The sequence below is a fragment of the Nocardia sp. BMG111209 genome, assembly GCF_000381925.1.
Taxonomy (GTDB): domain Bacteria; phylum Actinomycetota; class Actinomycetes; order Mycobacteriales; family Mycobacteriaceae; genus Nocardia.
In genome coordinates, this window is record NZ_KB907309.1 from 330699 (window position 1) to 349371 (window position 18673).

The 18673-nt window shown below is 70.8% G+C and carries 17 protein-coding genes; 5 read left to right on the plus strand and 12 right to left on the minus strand.

The window, feature by feature from the left end:
• Positions 1-23: 23 nt before the first annotated feature.
• The 11 genes from G361_RS0132615 to G361_RS0132665 all read right to left on the minus strand — a co-directional run bounded on the left by G361_RS0132615 (position 24) and on the right by G361_RS0132665 (position 12980).
• The gene (locus G361_RS0132615) at positions 24-716 is read right to left on the minus strand and encodes an MspA family porin (RefSeq protein WP_019931341.1); all 693 of its coding nucleotides are present in this window, start codon (positions 714-716) and stop codon (positions 24-26) included.
• A gap of 56 nt (positions 717-772) precedes the next feature.
• Positions 773-1435 (minus strand): MspA family porin, encoded by a 663-nt coding sequence (locus G361_RS0132620; protein ID WP_019931342.1) that lies wholly within the window; start codon positions 1433-1435, stop codon positions 773-775.
• Positions 1436-1953: 518 nt separating this feature from the next.
• Complete coding sequence (locus tag G361_RS47515) at positions 1954-2469, minus strand: C40 family peptidase (protein ID WP_231387175.1); 516 nt, start codon at positions 2467-2469, stop codon at positions 1954-1956.
• Positions 2470-2804: 335 nt separating this feature from the next.
• On the minus strand, positions 2805-3698 hold the full coding sequence (locus G361_RS0132630; protein ID WP_026343776.1) for a DMT family transporter: 894 nt from the start codon (positions 3696-3698) through the stop codon (positions 2805-2807).
• Between the two features lie 339 nt (positions 3699-4037).
• Positions 4038-4715 carry an FHA domain-containing protein gene (locus G361_RS0132635; RefSeq protein ID WP_019931345.1) on the minus strand — a complete coding sequence of 226 codons (678 nt, stop codon included), beginning with the start codon at positions 4713-4715 and terminating at the stop codon, positions 4038-4040.
• Positions 4716-4880: 165 nt separating this feature from the next.
• Positions 4881-6140, minus strand: coding sequence for a VWA domain-containing protein (locus tag G361_RS51660; RefSeq protein WP_019931346.1), 1260 nt, complete (start codon positions 6138-6140; stop codon positions 4881-4883).
• Between the two features lie 47 nt (positions 6141-6187).
• The gene (locus tag G361_RS45745) at positions 6188-7306 is read right to left on the minus strand and encodes a serine/threonine-protein phosphatase (RefSeq protein ID WP_019931347.1); all 1119 of its coding nucleotides are present in this window, start codon (positions 7304-7306) and stop codon (positions 6188-6190) included.
• Positions 7303-9621 carry a serine/threonine-protein kinase gene (locus tag G361_RS0132650; RefSeq protein WP_019931348.1) on the minus strand — a complete coding sequence of 773 codons (2319 nt, stop codon included), beginning with the start codon at positions 9619-9621 and terminating at the stop codon, positions 7303-7305. The genes G361_RS45745 and G361_RS0132650 overlap by 4 nt, the downstream gene beginning before the upstream one ends.
• Entirely contained in the window at positions 9618-10796 is a 1179-nt protein-coding gene (locus G361_RS0132655; protein ID WP_019931349.1) for a hypothetical protein, read from the minus strand. Before G361_RS0132655 ends, G361_RS0132650 begins: the two co-directional genes overlap by 4 nt.
• Positions 10797-10803: 7 nt before the next feature.
• The gene (locus tag G361_RS0132660) at positions 10804-11772 is read right to left on the minus strand and encodes a glutamate ABC transporter substrate-binding protein (protein WP_019931350.1); all 969 of its coding nucleotides are present in this window, start codon (positions 11770-11772) and stop codon (positions 10804-10806) included.
• On the minus strand, positions 11769-12980 hold the full coding sequence (locus tag G361_RS0132665) for a hypothetical protein (RefSeq protein ID WP_231387176.1): 1212 nt from the start codon (positions 12978-12980) through the stop codon (positions 11769-11771). The genes G361_RS0132660 and G361_RS0132665 overlap by 4 nt, the downstream gene beginning before the upstream one ends.
• 269 nt (positions 12981-13249) lie before the next feature.
• On the opposite strand from G361_RS0132665, the gene G361_RS45750 reads away from it, so the two are divergent.
• The 5 genes from G361_RS45750 (at position 13250) to G361_RS0132690 (ending at position 17507) form a co-directional block, all read left to right on the plus strand.
• Positions 13250-13924: a phosphoribosyltransferase gene (locus tag G361_RS45750; protein WP_036496158.1), complete on the plus strand. Its 675-nt coding sequence runs from the start codon at positions 13250-13252 to the stop codon at positions 13922-13924.
• Between the two features lie 72 nt (positions 13925-13996).
• The gene (locus G361_RS0132675) at positions 13997-15235 is read left to right on the plus strand and encodes a cytochrome P450 (RefSeq protein WP_019931353.1); all 1239 of its coding nucleotides are present in this window, start codon (positions 13997-13999) and stop codon (positions 15233-15235) included.
• Entirely contained in the window at positions 15232-15816 is a 585-nt protein-coding gene (locus G361_RS0132680; protein ID WP_019931354.1) for a TetR/AcrR family transcriptional regulator, read from the plus strand. The genes G361_RS0132675 and G361_RS0132680 overlap by 4 nt, the downstream gene beginning before the upstream one ends.
• Positions 15817-15833: 17 nt before the next feature.
• Complete coding sequence (locus tag G361_RS0132685; RefSeq protein WP_019931355.1) at positions 15834-16583, plus strand: RluA family pseudouridine synthase; 750 nt, start codon at positions 15834-15836, stop codon at positions 16581-16583.
• Positions 16584-16727: 144 nt separating this feature from the next.
• On the plus strand, positions 16728-17507 hold the full coding sequence (locus tag G361_RS0132690; RefSeq protein ID WP_019931356.1) for a metallophosphoesterase: 780 nt from the start codon (positions 16728-16730) through the stop codon (positions 17505-17507).
• A 12-nt stretch (positions 17508-17519) separates the two neighbouring features.
• Here the strand turns inward: G361_RS0132690 and G361_RS0132695 are convergent, their stop codons facing one another.
• Positions 17520-18590, minus strand: coding sequence for an AraC family transcriptional regulator (locus G361_RS0132695; RefSeq protein ID WP_019931357.1), 1071 nt, complete (start codon positions 18588-18590; stop codon positions 17520-17522).
• Positions 18591-18673: the final 83 nt, after the last annotated feature.

Sequence of the window (18673 nt, forward strand, 5' to 3'; positions counted from 1 at the left end):
TCGGGGCCCGTCGCGTCGTGTCGTCAGCCGATGCCGAACGGCTCGCCCCACAGCGTCACATGCCCGGTGACGGTCGGCGTGGCGACCATGACCTCGACGAACGCACGGGCCTGGGCATATCCGCCGCAGCCGTTCACCGCGATGGTCTCGTCCTTCCAGGTCACGCTGTTGTGGCCGCCCTTCGCCGAATGCCGGTTGTCGTGCGAGTCGGCGCCGAAGTCGTCGGCCGATTCCAGATCGAGTACGTACAACGACCGGGCCTGGCCGGCGGTGAGGGTCAGATCGGCGGAGGCGCCGGGGGTGACCGACCCGGACACCGACGGCCTGCCGTCGCTGCCCGCACTCACCGAGCCGGAGGCGGTGCCGTTCACGCCGAGGGTGACGCCGTCGCTCAGATCCACCTGACAGCCGACCACGTAGCCGGGGCGCACCCGGGTAGAGGTGGACGGGTCGTCGGCGTCGCCGCCGGTGAGGTTCACCTCGCCGTGGCCGGAGACCCAGGCGTTGCGGTGCAGCGGCGTGCCGCCCATGGACGGATTGATGTTCGCCGACTCGCCCGACAGCGTGACGTGCACGGATGTGCCGTCCTCCAGCGTCCGGGTGATATCGCCGCCCGGCAGCGGGACGAAGGTGTCCGCGTCGGCCGCACCGGCGGCGAACAGCCCGATCGCGATCCCCGCGACCGCGGCCGCGGCGGCGCCCTTGACGATGTGCATGATGCTGACTTCCTCGGGAATTCGTTCGCCGGAGCGAGACGGGAGCGGCGGCGAACTCAGCCGAGACCGAACGGCCGGCCGTACAGCGTGGTCTTGGAGTAGTCGTCGCCGATGATCTCGACCACGACCACCTGGCGGGCCTGCGCGTACCCGGCGCAGCCCTCGATCGACAGTTGCGAATCCTGATAGTCGACGTGATAGGTGCCGCTGTGCGGGAGATCCTTCCGATCGACGGTGACCCATTCGATCTCGCCCGGCTTCAGCGGCAGCGACAGCGATCCCGCGAGGCTCGGCGCGCTGCCCAGCGCCGCCGACATCGAGGTGGACAGGCTGCCCAGCGCCACCTGGCAGCCGACCACGTAGCCGACGGTGAGTTCGGAGGTGCCGTGCGTCGAGGAGTTGTTCGTCCCCGAGGTGCCGGCCGCGCCGTTCCACGGGCCCGCGGCGCCGTCCGGGGTGTCCACCTCGGCGGTCACGTCGCCGGTGATCCAGACGTTGCGGCCGGCCCCGTTGCCTGCCAGCGACGGCGAGATCACCGCGTGTTCCCCGCGCGAGTCGATCACCACGCCGGCACCGGCGGTATGACCGTCGGCCAGCGGTACGAAGGTGTCCGCGTTCGCGGCACCGGCCGCACAGCACCCGACGGCGGCCGCGGCGGCCAGCGCCACACCGGCGGCTCGCCACGCCCACATCGGGCCGGCGACACGATTTTCCCTCATGATCTTTCCTCGTCGATTCCGTCCGAACATCTCGCGGCAGTCGAGACGTATCGGGTGACGCGTTCCGATTCGTTCTGCCCGCCGCCGTCCCCGCGGCACCGGCCGAATACGCGCACCGAAATCGAAAACTAATGGAACAATCGGATCTCGTTAGCACGACTTTCTATGAATGAAAGTGATCCGGATATCATTTTCGACACTTCAGCAAATATTCGGCATCCAGTTTCATTGGAAGCAAACCCGCTGGCCGGGGCGCTGCGCGGCCGCAATCGTCGGTATCGGCCCGTGCAGTGAGCCGCCTCGTCGCCCAGCTGCCGCGGCGGTCGGCCGGCATCCTTCCGCCCAGCGCTCGCGCTATTCGACGACTCTCCGCAACGACCATCGGGCCGCCGCGCGTACCCGTCGGAAGTGTGCCCCTCATCGTCTCCCGGCGGGTACGCGCCTTTCTCAACGGACAATTGTTCCGAAAACGGCAATACCCCGGCAATCTCCACGGAGTCGCCGGGGCAGGCCGTAGCTCAGAAGCGCCGGGCGCCCGTCACCGGCATATCGTCGATGGGCGACAGCACCACCCCTCGCGCGGACGTGGAGGCATGGATCACCTGGCCGTCACCGGCGTAGATGGCGGAATGGTCGCCGTCGTAGAAGGACACCAGATCCCCGAGCCGCAGCTCGTCCAGCGACACCGGGATGCCCGCGGCGAGCTGGTCGTAGCTGGTGCGGGGCAGTTCCATCCCGGCCTGTTCGTACGACCACACCACCAATCCGGAGCAGTCGAAGGTATCGGGGCCGGTGGCGCCGAAGATGTAACTCGAGCCGATCTTGGAGCGTGCGGCCTCCGCAGCCACCTCCCCGGCCGTCCGCTGGTGGGTGTGTGGCAACCACGGCAGCGAATCGGTGAATTCGGCGAACGGATTGTCCAGCCAGCCCACGGGCCGGACTCCCGGCGACGACTTCCCGTGTGCCGTCACCTGTCCGGTGGTCAGCAACAGGGTGCCGATCGCGCAGATCACGACCAGTGCGGCCGCAAGCACACACCAGAGCATCCGCCTGAGGCGGCTGCGACTTCGACCCTCTGCGGTTCCTGACATACGACGCGGTCCTCCGATCCTCGTACGAGCGCCGGTGGACCGCACGAGAAGCGCGCGGACGCCATCCGGTCTTCTCGATGGATTTCGAAAAACATCCGATGATCTGTCAGTCCTGCGAATCGGTTGCCATCTTTCGTGGCGGCACCCCGGAACACAAAGACAACACGGATGCCCGCGATAACGAAACAATAAACATCTGTTATATGACAGATCTCGCCCGCCGAGGGTGCGGACGGCCCGCGAGCACGGCCGTCCGCACCTCCCGCGGCCCTACCGGGTCACCGGGGACTCAGCGCGACGGTGCCGATCAGCAGCGCCGCACCGCACCAGCCGATCGGGGTGAGGTGGTCGCCCAGCAACACGACCGCGAGCACCGTGGCGGTGAGCGGTTCCAGCAACGCCGCGAGCGCCGCGAAGAACGGCGTCGCGGTGCGCAACCCCCGGAAGTACAGCGTGTACGCCAGCGCGGTGGGCACGCTGCCCAGATAGAGCGCGGTCCCGACGACGGCCGGCCGGACCGGCAGGGCCAGGCCCGTCGTCGCGGCGATCGGGACCAGCAGCGCGCCCCCGAACACCATGCCGAAGGCGGTGGTGGGCAGGGGTTGCAGGCCCGGTACCGGCTCCGCGGTGAGCAGGGTGAGCGTGGCGAAGCCCAGCGCGCAGACCAGCGCCAGGCCCAGCCCCGCCGCCAGGCCGGCGGTGGTCGTCACCACCCCGGGCGACCAGGTGAGCAGGACCAGCCCGGCCACCGCGGCGGTCGGCGCCGCGATCGTGCGGGCATCCGGCCGCCGCCGGGTTCGGGCCGCGGTGCCCAGCGCGACGAAGACCGGCATCGTGCCGATCGTCACCATGGTCGCCAGGCTGACCGAAATGTAGTGCACGGCAGCGAAATAGCAGCCCTGGAACTGGCCCAGCAGCGCACCGCTGACCAGGATCCGGCGCAATGCCGGCCGGGTGCGCGGCAGCGCGCGCAACCCACCGGTCACGGCCAGATAGGCCACGGCGAAACCGCCACCGAGCAGCAGCCGGTAACAGGCCACCGCCACCGGCTGCAGCTGGGCCAGCGCACCCAGCCGGGCGCCGGCGAGACCGCCTGTGCCCCAGAGGATTCCGGCCGTCATCAGGACCGGTGCCGAACGGTCGCGCGAGCGCGCGACGAGGTCGACGGACATGTGCATGTGCTCCTGCGTCGAAGGATGTGGGAATCGACGACGCGGGGCGATACGCGACGATCGGCGTCGCGGGAACCGGTCGGCCGCAACGGGGCCGGAGAAAACCGGTACGGAGAACGAACCGGGCGGTCACACCGCTCGGCCCGGGAGAATCGCCCCGCTCAGCGAGCGGGCGGCGGGGTGATGCAGAAGAGTCGATGCACGAGCGTCACCCTAACACCGGTGCCGGGGCGGAGACTGGGGCGGGATCGGCCGCCTGCGGGCTGCGTGGAGATCGGCCGCCCGCGGCCGTGGCGAGATCGGCGGCCCGCGGCTGGGGCGGGATCGGCCCGCCCCCGGCTACGGCTCGAAGGTGACGGTGATGGTGGTCCAGCCGCCGACGTGGATCCGGTCGCCGGGATGCAACGGGATCGGGACCCGCGCGGGGATCAGATCGTCGCTGCCGTTGAGGCTGGTGCCGTTGGTGGAGCCGAGATCGGTGACGGTCAGGCCGTTCCCGTCCAGGTGCAGGCGGGCGTGGGCCCGGGAGACGCCGATATCGGCCGGCGCGATACCGAGGTCGATCTCCGGCATCAGGCCCTGCGACGCACTGCGCTTGCCGATGAGAAAATCGCTGCCGTGCAACAGGATTCGCCGCTCCGGGTAGTAGGCCGGGAATTCCACCCGCTCGGCGTCGGGGCCCTCGCGGGTCAGCACCCGCTGGAAGAATTCCCGATCCGCGGCCACGGTGGCGATCCAGACATAGTCTCCAGCAGGCGTTTCCGGATCGCCGGCCACCGGGATCGCGGCGCCGGCGGCGGGCTCGTAGACGGCCATCACCGCCGTGTCCTCGGATCGCGGCGGCGCCGGCAGTGCCGAATCGTGGCCGCACTCCTCGCAGAACCGGCCCGCGATCGGGGCATCGCAGGCCGGACAGCGCGCCGGTTCCGGCGCGGCCGCCGACACCACGGTGGCCGCCGCCGGATCACCCTCGAGCGCGGTACCGCACACATCGCAGTAGTCCGTGGCAGTGGACATATGCCCGTCGGGACACCGAACCATCACTGCTCCTGTAGCTTTCGAGGCACCTGCACCCGGTCGGGACGACGAGCCGCGGCGCGGCTGCCACCCATCATGCCTCGTGCAATGTGCGGGACACCCGCACCCGGTCGGGACGACGAGCCGCTACGCGATTGTCGCTCATCATCCCTCCTGCGCTTTCCGCACCCGCGCCGTCTTCGTGGAGCGGGCGTCGAGTGCCTTCTCGTCGAAGGTGTCGATGGTGCGGCGCAGCCGGACGGTGCCGGTGTGGTCGTCGACCTCGACCACGCCGCGCAGCAGTTTGGCGGTGTTGTCGTTACCGGATTCGGCGGCGAGTACCACGGCGCGTTGCAGTTTCGCGGTCGCGGTGGACAGATCGCCCTGCTGCCGCGCCGCCAGCCCGTCCTGGATCGTCTGGGCGAGTTCGGCCTGTCCGGTGTAATGCGCCACGCGGTGATTGATCCGGGTGGACAGTTCGGTATCGGCGGTCCACATCGCCTTGACCAGGCCCTGCCCCAGCACCTCGGTACCGGACACCACACTGATCCGGGCCGCCAGCTTCTCCCGGCCCACCGGGGCCGGATCCACCCGCACCTGGACGTGGTAGTCGCGGTCGTCGGTGCCGCCCCACGGACCGAGCAGATATTCGCCGATCTGCCCGCCCGCCTCGGTGCGGGACAGGTCGGTCAGATCGGGGGCGACCTGCTTGACGAAGCGCACCACCGCCCCGGCCGGGGTCCACACCCGCAGCGTCAGATCGGATACGGCCTTGTTCATCGAGGCCTGCATCATCGCCGCGAATTCCGCGGCCAGTTCCGCCGGTTGGCGCAGCACGTCCAGGGTTCCGTTGAGCGCGAACGCGATCGAACGCAACTCCTCCACGATGTAGCTGTCGCCGACGCCGCGGCAGTCGACGCTCAGCAGACCCTGGGAACGGCCGATCTCGGCGGCCAGCTGTTCCGGGCTCTCGTGCTCGTTCTTACCGTCGGACAACAGGATCGCGTGCGCGAGGGTGCCCGGATGCTGCTGCGCGATCTGCCGGGCCAGGCCGACCCAGGTGCCCATCGCGGTACCGCCGTAGGGCCGCAGCCGATCCAGTTCCAGCCGGGCCGCACCGCGGGTGGTGTCGTCGGCGGGCAGCAACGGCCCGCGCCGCGGATAGACCACCTGCGCCTCGGCGGTGCCCGCGATGACCGTGAACAACGTTCCGTCGGTGATGGTTTCGATCGCCGCGAAGGCCGCCCGCCGGGCGCCCTGGAACCGGTCACCGGCCCCCATCGAACCGGAGCAGTCGATGATGATGATCTCGAGCCGCTGCGGTGGCGGAGCGGCGGCCGCGAAATCCGCACCCGCCTCGATGGTGACGATGGCGTCGACGGTGTCGGCGCCGGCGGCCAGATACGAGTTCTGGTCGATGGTCACCGAAATGCCTTGCCCCCCATCGGCTCTGCCAGATTCCGACCCGGTGCTCACCGTTGTTCTCCTCCCGTTCGCGACCAGGGTGTGCTCTTCGCGCGCGACTGCCCCGGCATGGGCACGGGCACCAGCGCGACCGTGATGTTGTCGCTGCCACCGCCGGCGAGCGCGAAGTCGACCAGTGCGTTCGCCGCCGCGTCCGGGGCCGTCGCGGCGACCAGGTTCGCCAGATCGTCGGCGCCGGGCAGATAGTTCCAGAGTCCGTCGCTGCACAGCAGTACCAGCCCGGGACCGCCGACCCGGTGGGTCCGGATATCGGTGGTGGCGGCGGAATCGGTGGAATCCGCACCCAGCCAGCGCACCAGCGCGTGCGCGCGGGGATCGCGCATCGCCGTGGCCTCGTCGAGCTGTCCGGCGGCGATCACGACCTGCGCCCACGAATCGTCGACGGTCAGCCGGCGCGACTCGGACCCGGCCGCCAGCCAATAGCCGCGGCTGTCACCGACATTCGCGACGGTGATCTCGTATTGCGGGTCGCCGGAGGCGGCCGCCGGGTCGCGGCGCACGATCGCCGAGACATAGGTGCACGACGGCGCGTTGCGATCCCGGCCCGCCGTCGCGCGGACCGCCTCGAAGGCCGCGTCGAGTCCGAACCTGCTGGCCGCCACCGGATCCCGGCCCCCGGCCAGGGCCGCCACGATGCCCTCGCCACCGGCGCGAACCGCCGCGCCGGACGCGGCCTGCGGATCCGAGGAGGTGGACACCCCGTCGCACAGCACGATCACCGCCACCGGGCCGGATCCGTCGTCGACCACGGTCGCCGACACCGCATCCTCGTTGTGCGCGTGCACTTTTCCGCGATGGGTGCTCAGCAGTACCGCGCCCAGATCGGCCGAACTGCCGTCCGGCGGGCTGCGCAGTTCGCCGCAGCCGGCGCAGTAGCCGTCGGCGTCGAAACCGGTGCCGCCGCAGCCCGCGCAGGGGGCCGACGCATCCGCGGCCGTCGCGGGCAGGGTCGTGTGCGGGATCCCGGGCTCCCCGGTCGGGATCGGGAGGGTGGTCGCGGGTTCGTCGGGGGCGGGATTCAGGTCCCGGCCGCAGTTCTCGCAGAACCGGTCCGCCGGCCCGGCGATCTCGGCCCCGCAGGCGGGGCATCGGTTCGGCGCGCTCACAGGACCGACCTCGGCCGGATCTCGTTGGCGCGCTGCACCAGTGCGAAGCGCCGCCACATGTCGCCGGTGTCGTGGGCGACCGCGCGATAGCACGATTCCAGCCCGGCCCGGACCCCGCCGAGGTCGAAGCTGTTGCCCAGCAACGGCGCCGGGCCGGGACGATGCCCCGCGGCCAGCCAGCGCAGCGAGGTCTCCAGCACCAGCGAGCGGACCGCGACCGCTCGGCGGGTGGAGTCCAGCGTCAGCCGGCTCACCCGTTCGCCACAGTCGCGCAACAGTTCCTCCGTGATCTCCGTGGGATTCCGATCGTGCAGCAGGGCCTCCACCGCCGCGACGCGGGCCTCCGAATACAGCGCCGAGGACGGCTCGACCTGATCCAGCACCGCCACTGCGCCGGCGCGGTCGCCGGCCGCGCGCCGCAGCCTGGCCAGGCCGAAGGCGGCCGACACGTGGGCATGATCGGTCTGCCATACGGTTTCGTAGTAGCGGCCGGTCTCCGCGTCCGGGTCGGCGCCCGCCGCGGCGCGGCCCAGTTCCGAGGCCACGGCCAGCGCCAGTTTCGGCGCCGCCTCACCCGGTAGTGCACTGTAGACCGCATCGAATTCCGCTGCCGCGGAATCGAATTCGCCCTCGATCAGGCGAGCGGCGCCGCGGAACCAGGCCAGTCGCCAGTCCGCGCCCACCACCGGGGCCAGGTCGCCGATGCGGCGGCCCGCGTCGGCGGCGTCACCGGATTCGATCGCGGCGCGGATCAGCCGCAGCGGGATCTCCACCGACTCGTCGCTGCCGCCGGCCAGGCCGGTTTCCAGTTCCGCGACCGTCGTCCCGGTGGTCGCGGCCAGCAGGGCCGCGCCCGGATCGCCGGTGTCGACCAGCGGCACCGGCAGGGCCGCGACGATCTCGCGCGGCGTGGGCACGGCGGCGATCCCGAACGGCGCCCGCGGCGGTCCGAAGTTGATCGGCTGTTCCGGCGGCCGGGGCCGGCCGTCGCCGGTCGCGAGCACCTCGCGCAGCACCCCGGTCAGCTGTTCGGCCAGTTCCTCCATGGAGCCGAAGCGCGCGTCCGGATCGATATCGGTGGCCCGCAACAGGAATCGGTGCAGGGAGTCGTGACCGGCCAGCAGCGGTTCGGTATCCGGGCCGGGCAGATCCGCGAAATGCCCGTCACGCTGCGGCACCTTCATCATCAGCACGGCGAGGGTGCGGCCCACCGTGTAGGCCTCGCTCGCGACGGTCGGGCCGGTGCGCGCGATCTCCGGCGCCTGATAGCCGGCGGTGCCGTAGATCGGGCTGTCCTCGTCGTCGATCGCGATCACGGCGCCGAGGTCGATCAGCTTCGGCTGCTCCGCGGTCAGCATGACGTTGCCCGGTTTGAAATCGCAGTAGGCCAGGCCCAGTCCGTGCAGGTAACCGAGCGCGGGGAGGATGTCGAGCACGTACGCGATCGCCTGGGCGGGCGGCAGATGACCGTCCCGCCCGTCGAGCCGATCCCGCAGCAATTGATCCAGTGAGGTGCCACCGACGTACTCCATCACGATGTAACCGACTGGGACACCGTCGGATCCGGTGTGTTCCACGAAATTGAAGATCTTGACGATGTTCGGATGCTCGACCTGGGCGAGAAATCGGCGCTCCGCCAGCGCGGCGGCCATCGCGGTCGGATCCTCCGAATTCAGCAGACCTTTCAGCACCACCCAGCGATTGCTGACCTGACGATCGACGGCCAGATAGATCCAGCCCAGCCCGCCGTGCGCCAGCGCCCCCGCCACCTCGTACTGATTGCCGACCAGCTCGCCCCGGGAAAGCTTGGGCACGAAGGAGAATCGCGTACCGCAGTGCGCGCAGAAGCCCTCGGCCCGGCCGGCCCGCTCGTCACGCCCGCGGCCGACCGGCTGTTCGCACTTGGCGCAGAACCGTTTCGACTCCGGCACACACGGATCGGTGAGCACCGCCGTCGCCGGATCCACCCGCGGTACCGGCGGCACCTCCACCAGCCCGGCCCCGCGCCGATTACGCCGCCGCGAACCGGTCGTGCGGGTGCGCACCGTCCGCGCGGTCGACGGACCGGTCCGCGCCGCCGCCACCGTACCGAGCGGCTCCACCGCCTCCGTACCGGATGGTTCCACCGCCTGCGTGCCGAGCGATTCCACCGCCTCCGTGCCCGGCGATTCCACCGCCACCGTGCCCGGCGATTCCACCGCCACCGTGCCCGGCGGTTCGGGCACCACCGTGCCCGGCGACTCCGCTGCCATCCCGCAGTGGACGCAGTAACCGTCGATCACCGTTCCGGCACAGCCGGTTTCGCGGCATTTCATCCCCGCCTCCCCGATTTCTCCGCGATGATCTGCTGATAGTCGGCGACGGCACGGGTGGCGGCCGCCAGGTCGCAGGGGTGGTGGGCCAGCAGGCCGTCGGCGAGGCGATGGCAGGACAGCACGTCGCGGTCCTCGCCGACCCCCAGCCGGGCCGCCTTCGCCTGATAGGCGCCGAGCCGGCCGCGGAGTTCGGCACGGCGGTCGAGCAGGCCCTGCGCCAGTTCCTCGTCGGCCGCGACGGCCCGGCCGGCGGCCTCGATCCGGCGGCGGATGTCCAGCAGGGTCACGGCGGTGGCGGCGGTGGCCGCACCGGCGGCCAGCACGTTCAGATCGGCGGCCGGGGCCCGGGTCGGATCGGGACGCCGAGGCAGCGCCGCGGTGAGTATCTTCTCCTCCACCTCGGCGCGGATCCGGTCGGCGCGGCCGGCGGCGACGCGCAGCGCGTCGAGGCGGCCCCGGGTCTCGGCGATCGCGGTGGGCCAGTCCGCGAGCAGCGTCCGCAGTTGGGCCAGCGCCTCGTCCTCCCGGCGCACCCGCTCGGCCAGTGCGGCGATCCGCGCGTCGGCGTCCGCGGGCGACAGGGACAGCGGGTCGGTGGCCGAGCGGGCCAGCAGTTCGGCCACCGCGGCGCCGATGTCGACGAGTTCGGCGGTGGCGCCGCCGAGCCGGTCCAGCCGGGCCTGGACGGGCGCCAGGCCGGTCAGCACCCGGGAATTGCGCGCGTCGACGGAGTCGAGGAATTCGGCGATCGCCGGGAAGGTGCGGCGCATCCGGTCCAGGGTGTCGGCGATGCCGACGAACAGCACCTGCTCCCCCGGACCGGTCAGGGTGCGCTGCGCCATCGGGATCGGGGTGCGCGACACCTCGTGCGGACGTTCCCGCAACAGCCGGGTCAGCTCCGCGCGCTCGGCGTCGGTGGGCCGGTGCCGACGGGCCCGGATCGCGCGAGCCTCCTCCACGATCGACTGGAGGCGGCCGAAATCCGTCCACATCAGGTCCAGTTGCCGCTGGATCGGCGGCCAGCGCTGCGCGGTCGTCCCGGCCGGCGGGAAGCCGCGCAGCAGCGTCAGGCCCGGATGCCGGTCCAGCTCCAGCAGTGTCGCGGTGACGGCGTCGATCTCCCTGCCCCGCGTGGCCAGTTCGGTGTCGATCTCGGCAACGGTCAAGGCGTACATCGTCGCCTCAATCGCTGTAGCGGGCGGCCGGCGGCCCCGGCGACGGACCCAGGGGCGTGAGGTTCGTGGCGTACAGGCGCTGCCAGGTGCCGTCGCTGCGGATGCGTTCCAGCACGCCGTTCACGAATCGCACGAATTCCGGTTCGCCCTTGGGCAATCCGACCGCGTACGGCTCGAAACCCATGGCGTCGCCGATCAATTGGAGATTCGGGTCCTGGGCCGCGAGGCCGGCCAGAATGGCCTCGTCGGTGCGGACCGCGTCGACCTGGCCCTGTTGCAGTTCGACCAGGCAGTCGGTCCAGTTGTCCACGCCCTGCACGATCGGCGGATTCGGAATCGCCAGCAGCGGCGCCGTGGAATCGGAGCCGAAGGTGACGCACACCCGCTTGCCCGCGAGGTCGGCGTTGGAGCGGATACCCGAGCCGATCGGCACCAGAATCCGTTGCGGCGCACGGTAGTACACGCTGGAGAAGTCGACGTCGCGGCGGCGGTCGCAGGTCACCGAGAAGGTGCGGACCACCAGGTCGACCTGCCCCTTCTGCAATGCCGGCACCCGGCCCGCGGTCGAAACCGACCGCAGTTCCACCCGATTCGGATCCCCGAACAGGTCGCGGGCGATCTCCCGGGCCAGATCGATGTCGAAGCCCTGCAATTGGCCGGTGGCCGGATTGCGGTAGCCGAACAGGTAGGTGTTCTGGTCGACGCCGACGGTCAGCCGGCCCTTGGCGAGAATTCTCGCCATCACCGAATTCGGCGGCATGGCACCGGGTTGCGGCTGCGCGCCGGGCCGGAGACTGGCCTCCACGTCGCAGCCGTTGTCCACCGCACCCGACATGGTGATCGGCTGCGCACCCGGCGGTTGCGGCTGCACCGCCGACGGGGCCGTCGTCACCGGCACCCGGGTGTCCACGCCGCAGCCGGCCGCCAGCACCGCGGTGGCGGCCACCACGACCCGCAACAGTCGCCCGGCACTCACAGAAACTCCTTCAGCCGCGGCCACAATCCGCCGACGGCGGCGATGGCCGCGAACACCATCAATCCCAGTGTGCCAAGATCGCAGCCACTCCAGCTGCCACCACCGTCACCGATATCCGCGCGCAGGTGGTCGCGGCTGCCGGCGATCGCGTCGCGCAACGATCCGTCGAGGTCGGTGAAACGCCGGGCCGACGAGTCCGGTCCGGAACCGATCGCCTGATCCACCGCCGACAGGTAGTTGGCGCCGTTGTAGGCGTTCACCTGCAGTTGGTGGCCGTCCAGCCAGCGCGCGAGTTGTTGCGGCATGGGCGATCCGGGACCGGCCGCGGCGGCGAGTTGATCGCGCAGCGCGGTGGATTTGGCCTTGAAATCGTCCTCGGGCGCCTGGGTGTCGCCGCGGGTGATCAGTTCCAGGGTTTCGTCGGTGCGGGCCTGCTGCGCCAGAATCCGTGCCCGCGCGAGATTCTCGGTGCGGGCCGCGGTTCCACCCGGGCCGCCGTCGATCGCGCCGTGCGCCGCGACGGTCGCGGCCACGATCCACACCAGGGCCAGTACGGCGGCCGCGGCCGCGGCGACCAGTCCGAGATTGAACAGCCGGTTGGTGCGCCGCAACAGGATCCGGGAACCGGCGACCGCGCCGCCGATCACCAGGAGCAGCAGCACCACGGTGATCCACGGCGGCCGGGTCAGTACCCCCTGGTCCGCGCGCACGGCCGCGTAGCGCTGGGTGGTGAGCCGGGCCGCAGTGGGCAGCAACGAATTCTGCATCAGCGCCGACGCCTCGCGCAGATAGGCCGAACCGACCGGGAAGCCCTGGCGGTTGTTCGCCCGCGCCGACTCCACCAGTCCGGTGTAGACGGGCAGATCGGCGTCGATGCGGGCGACGATCTGCCGGGTGTCCGGATCGCCGACGCCGGCGGTGGCCGCAGCCAGTGCATTCGCGGCATCGGTGAGCGACTGCTCGTATTGCGCTCGGATCTGCGGTGATTCGACCCCGCCGGACAGGAACGCGCTCGCCGCGGAGGCATCCGCGGCGGACAGCGCGACATACAACCGCTGCGCCGCGTCGGCCAGCGGTTCCTCCCGTTGCAGCGCGGCGTCGCGCCGGCCGGTCCGGTCGTTGAGTTCGTTCGCCCCGACCAGTCCGGTGACCAGGCACAGCAATACGGCCCCGAAAGCGATGGCGACGAGCACACCGGGCGTCGTCACGGCGAATCGCCGCAACCACCGGGTCCCGGTCCGCAGTGACCCCGGCAGACGAGGTGCCAAGATCGCCCCCTCCTCCCGTCGTCACGCTGTCTCGCCCAGGATGGTACGGGAGGCGAATCGGTATCGCGCGACGATCGTTTCCACCGTCGGGACCCCGCGAACCGCGGGGTTTCCGTACCCGCGAAAGGAGCTCGCGGGTAGAGTGGCCTGCTGTCTTCCCGGGCCGGGTGTGGTGGGCCCTCTTTCGCAACCGACACCTGGTGAAACGGATGCCATTTTTCGACCGCCGTGAAGCAGGACGCCGACTCGTCGAGCGCCTGCGGCCCTTTCGCGGGCCGGAGACGGTCGTGCTCGGGCTGCCGTGCGGGGGTGTGCCGGTGGCGTACGAGGTGGCCGCGGCGTTGCGGCTGCCGCTGGATATCGCGGTGGTGCGCCGGCTGGCCGCGCCGGGCTCGCATCAGCAGGCGTTCGGCGCGGTCGCCGAGGGCGCGGTGCGCGTCGTCGACCACGAGCAGGTGCGGCGGGCCCTGATCGATCCGGCCGAGCAGAGCCGGGTCGAACGGATCGCCCGGGAGGCCGTGCGCAACGATTCCGCCCGCTTCCGGGCCGGCCGGGACCGGCTGTCGATCGCCGGGTACACGGCGGTGTTCGTCGACGACGGCGTGACCACCGGCGCCACCGCCCGCGCGGCCTGCGCCCTGGCGCGGGCGCGCGGCGCGGCCCGGATCGTGTTCGCGACCCCGGTCGGCGCCTGCCGGCCCATCCTCGAACTGTCCGCGCACGCCGACCACGTGGTCTGCCTGGAGACGCCCGCGCTGTTCCACACCCTCGGCCAGTGGTATCGCCACTTCGATCCGGTGCCGCCCGCGCTGGTGTCCGAACTGCTGGACCGGGCGAGCGGACAGCGGGCGGCCGCGCCGGCCGCGCGCTTCCCGCCGCGCTGAACAGGTTCTCCATTTCGGCCATTTCTGCAACAAGTTATAGACAGTCGCCGCTGGGTGTCCTACCGTCGATACATGGACGGCGATCTGTCTCACTCGACTCGGTTCGAACTGCGGTCCGGCGCTACCTGGCGCGACCCCTGGGAGATGTATTCCGCACTGCGCGAACATGATCCGGTGCACCACGTGGTGCCGGCCGACCGCCCGGCCGAGGACTACTACGTCCTGTCGCGCTACCGGGACGTCTACGACGCGGTGCGCGATCCCGAAACCTTCTCCTCCGCCGCGGGCCTCACCGTCGACTACCACGACATCGCCGAGATCGGCCTGGGCGAGAACCGCCCGTTCGTCTTCACCGATCCACCCGATCACACCGCGTTCCGCCGTCGCGTCGCCCAGGGTTTCACCCCGCGGCAGGTGCAGGAGATCCTGCCCGCGGTAAGAGATTTCGTGGTGCAGCGGCTCGAGGCGCTGCGCGCGGCCGGCGGCGGCGACATCTCGCAGGAGTTGTTCAAGCCGCTGCCCACGATGGTGGTGGCGCACTATCTCGGTGTGCCCGAGGCCGATCGGCAGCGCTTCGACTCCTGGAGCCATGCCATCGTCGGCGCCTCCGCCACCGGCGCGCTGGCGGGTGCGCAACAGGCGGTCGCCGAATTGGCCGGGTACTTCACGGAATTGGTCGAGCGCCGCCGCCGCGAACCCGGTGACGACACCGTCTCGCATCTGATCGCCTCGGGGCTCGGGGCGGACGGGGATGTCGGCGGCATCCTGCAGATCCTCGGATTCGCCTTCACCATGGTGTCCGGCGGTAACGACACCACCACCGGAAACCTCGGCGGCGCGGTGCAATTGCTGACCCGGTTCCCGCAGCAGCGGCAGCGGCTGATCGACGATCCGGATCTGATCCCCGGCGCGATCGACGAATTCCTGCGTCTCACCTCCCCGGTGCAGGGTCTCGCGCGCACCACCACCCGCGAGGTGGAACTGCACGGCGTGACCGTCCCGGCCGGCCGCCGGGTACTGCTGCTGTACGCCTCGGCGAATCGCGACGAGCGCGAATTCGGTTCGGACGCAGATCAACTCGACGTCACCCGGAGTCCGCGCGGCATCGTCACCTTCGGCCACGGCAACCACCACTGCCTGGGCGCGGCGGCCGCACGGATGCAGGCCACCGTCGCACTGCGCGAATTGCTCGCGCGCTGCCCGGATTTCGCGGTCGATCCGGACGGCGTCGAATACGCCGAGGGCAGCTATGTGCGCTGGCCGGTGCGGGTGCCGTTCGTGGCGGATGCCGCACGGGCGGCCACGGTATGAGCGGCTGGCTCAGCGCGGAGCACTCGATGCGGGCCGCCGAGCGGATCCTCGACGCCGCGGCCGCGGAATTCGCCGAACGCGGCGTCGCCGCCACCCAGATGGCCGATATCGCGAAGGCCGCGGGCTGTTCCCGGGCGACGCTGTACCGCTACTTCGACAGCCGCCGCGCGGTGCAGCGGGCCTTCGTGCACCGCGCCGCGCGGCGGGTGGGCGCGCAGGTCGCGGCCGAGATCCACGATATCGGCGATCCGGCCGCACAACTGGTGGCGGGGGTGCTGGCGAGTCTGCGGGTGGTGCGCGCGGATCCGCTGCTGATCGCGTGGTTCCGGCCCGGCGACGCGGGTCTGGCGCTGGAACTGGCCGAGACCTCGGCGGTCGTCACCGCCATCGCCGACTCGCTGCCGGCCACGGCCGGCGACGCCGCGCACGATCCGGGCGAGCCGAGCCTGGCGCAGTGGCTGACCCGGGTGATCGTCTCGCTGCTCACCGTCCCCGGCGGTACCGAGGCCGAGGAGCGGGCCGTGCTGGAACGGTTCGTCGCACCGCTGATCCGCACCGGTTCCCGGCCCGCGACCGGCTGACCTCTACCCTGATCCCGGTGGAGATCAACTGGCCGGAGCTGCGCGAACGCTGCCGGATCGAGGAGGACGAGGCGATCCTCGCGCTGAACAAACCGGCCGGGATCTCGGTGACCGGCGAGCGGCACGACTCCGATCTGGTGGAGCAGGCCGCCGCGCACGGCGAACGGCTGTATCCGGTGCACCGGATCGACAAGGTGACCTCCGGGCTGGTGCTGCTGGCCAAGGATCTCGCCGCGCACGGGCCGCTGACCCGCCAGTTCGGCGAACGCACCGCGGACAAGCGGTATCTGGCGATCACCGCCTCCACCGGACTCCCGGATCACGGCGTCATCGAGCTGCCGCTGAGTGTCGGCCGCAAGAATCGGGTGCGGATCGCGGCGCCGCGCGAACGGATCACCCGCACCGGCGATACCTGGGCGGTGGCCCCCGCGGACCTGCTGGCCGGCCGGAACTATCCGTCGCGCACCGAATTCACCACGGTGCACCGCACCGCGACGCACACCGTGCTGGCGATCCGGCCGATCACCGGCCGCCGCCACCAGATCCGCGTGCACCTGGCCTGGATCGGGCACCCCATCGCCGGTGACCCGCTGTTCGACCGGTCCGAACTCTGCGACCGCACCCATCTGCACTCCTGGCGGCTGCGGCTGGCCGCGCCCTGGCGCGGTGGCGAGCTCGATCTGACCGCCGCACCCGGCTCGGATTTCTGGGCCACCGGCCCGGATCCGATCACCGCGGACCCGGCCACGATCCTCAGCTCGGCGTGAGCACCGACAGGCGCATTCATATCCACTGGCTATATTCGGTGGCGAGTCTCATGCAGACGCGGGCGTGTCCGGGCCTCTAGCCTGGGAAGGTGCCGGGACCGGCACGTTCGGGCGCAAAGGCGCGATCGGAGAGAAAGCGAGCCGATGATCCTGTTGGCGCAGCTCAGCGATACCCACTTCGACCTGCACGAACACAATGCCGAGCGAGTCGAGGCGGTGATGGCCTATCTCGCCGACCTGCCCCGCCGGCCCGATGCCATCCTGGTCACCGGCGACATCACCGATACCGGCCGGCCCGGCCAGTACGAACAGGCCCGCACCGCACTGCTCGCCGACGTCGAGGTGCGATTCATGCCCGGCAACCACGACGATCGGGCCGCCCTGCGCGAGGTGCTGTTGCGCGAGCCGCCCACCACCGGACCACTGAACCAGGTCCTGCGACTGCCGGATGTCACCGTCGCCCTGCTGGACTCCACCGTGCCCGGCCACAGTGGCGGCGAACTGTCCGCCGAAACCCTGGCCTGGCTCGCCGATGTCCTGCGCGACACCCCTGCCGGGGACGCGGTCCTGATCGCCCTGCACCATCCGCCGCTGCCCATGTACAGCACGGTGGTGGACCCGATCCGGCTGATCAACCCCGAACCGCTGGAGTCCGTGGTGGCCGCCGACGAGCGGATCGTGGGTGTGATCAGCGGGCATATGCACGCCATGGGCACCACGTTGTTCGGCGGCCGGCCGCTGGTGGTCGCGCCGAGCGTGGCGTCGCTGATCGGCGGCGTCTGGGAGGTGGCCCGGCCCGGTGAGGTGCCGATCGACTACGGCCCCGACCCGTCGATCCTGCTGCACGTGATCGAGGACCGGCGGCTGACCACCATCGTCCGTACCGTGCCGATGGGCGGCCGGATCGCCGTGCAGCCCAGCTGAATTCGCGGTCGCTCACACCCCCGCGACGGTCACCCGCTCGCGCCGGTACGCCGAGGGGGTGGTGCCGGTCCAGCGCCGGAACGCGTAGATGAAGGTGGAGGCCTCCGCATAGCCCAGCCGGATCGCGATATCGCTCACGGAAAGTGGTGTGGCACCGAGCATCTCCTCCGCCAGTGCGTGCCGCACCTCGTCCAGCAGCGCTCGGTAGCTGGTGCCCGCGTCCACCAGCCGGCGCCGCAGCGTGCGCGTACTCATATTGAGATCCTTTGCCACCGAATCGATTCCGGGTGGCGTCGTGATGCCGTCGGAACCGCCGCGGGGCACCAGCCGGCCGCGCACCTCGGCGGCGATGCCGGTGCGGGCGCGACGCCGGTGCACGAGCTCCCGGCACTGCGCCAGGCACATCGCCCAGGTGTGCTCGTTCGCCTGCGGCAGTGGCTGATCCAGCGTCGCCGGATCCATCACGAGCAGATTCCGCGACCGGCCGAACCGCGGCCGCACGCCGAGGATCTCGGTCATCCGCTCGACGTATTCCGGCTCCGGATAATCGAATTCGGCGCGCAGCAGGACCGGCGGATGACCGAGCAGATCCGTCATCACCTGATGCATGGCCAGCACGTCGCGCTCGACCAGGAACCGGCGCACATCGGCGGGCACCCGTTCGTCGTGCACGTACGCCACGTATTCGCCCTCCTCCCACCGGGTCACGGGGATGCAGAAGGTGAAGCTGAGCTCCAGATAGCGCAGCGCGAAGGCGATCGCCTCGCCGAGGGTGGGACTGGACACGCAGGCGAAGCCGAAGATGCCGAAGGTGGTGATCCGGTACCGCCGCCCCACCGCGATCCCCAGATCGGTCGGCTCGGACCCCAGCGTCCGGACCAGATTGCGGATCACCGCCAGTTCGGTCCGCGCGTCGATCTGCGCGTTCGGATCCGACAGCGCCCGATCCGAGAGTCCGGTCCCGCGCAGCATCCGGGCCGGCGACACCCCGTGCTCACCGGCGTAACCGACCATCAGCGCCGCACTGGCCACCCCTCTCGGGAAGTCCCAGTCCCGCACATCCGCCTGTTGCACCGTCGCCATCCGCCGATTATGGCCGGAAATACCGATTCGTTGTACCGGTTCGGAACACTGCGCCACGGTGACGGCGACCTCGGCCCAGCCGC

Coding starts and splice junctions, on each gene's coding strand:
- G361_RS0132615 (WP_019931341.1), bottom strand. CDS start 716: ATGCACATCGTCAAGGGCGCCGCCGCGGCCGCGGTCGCGGGGATCGCG.
- G361_RS0132620 (WP_019931342.1), bottom strand. CDS start 1,435: ATGAGGGAAAATCGTGTCGCCGGCCCGATGTGGGCGTGGCGAGCCGCC.
- G361_RS0132630 (WP_026343776.1), bottom strand. CDS start 3,698: ATGTCCGTCGACCTCGTCGCGCGCTCGCGCGACCGTTCGGCACCGGTC.
- G361_RS0132635 (WP_019931345.1), bottom strand. CDS start 4,715: ATGTCCACTGCCACGGACTACTGCGATGTGTGCGGTACCGCGCTCGAG.
- G361_RS0132650 (WP_019931348.1), bottom strand. CDS start 9,621: ATGAAATGCCGCGAAACCGGCTGTGCCGGAACGGTGATCGACGGTTAC.
- G361_RS0132655 (WP_019931349.1), bottom strand. CDS start 10,796: ATGTACGCCTTGACCGTTGCCGAGATCGACACCGAACTGGCCACGCGG.
- G361_RS45750 (WP_036496158.1), top strand. CDS start 13,250: ATGCCATTTTTCGACCGCCGTGAAGCAGGACGCCGACTCGTCGAGCGC.
- G361_RS0132675 (WP_019931353.1), top strand. CDS start 13,997: ATGGACGGCGATCTGTCTCACTCGACTCGGTTCGAACTGCGGTCCGGC.
- G361_RS0132680 (WP_019931354.1), top strand. CDS start 15,232: ATGAGCGGCTGGCTCAGCGCGGAGCACTCGATGCGGGCCGCCGAGCGG.
- G361_RS0132690 (WP_019931356.1), top strand. CDS start 16,728: ATGATCCTGTTGGCGCAGCTCAGCGATACCCACTTCGACCTGCACGAA.
- G361_RS0132695 (WP_019931357.1), bottom strand. CDS start 18,590: ATGGCGACGGTGCAACAGGCGGATGTGCGGGACTGGGACTTCCCGAGA.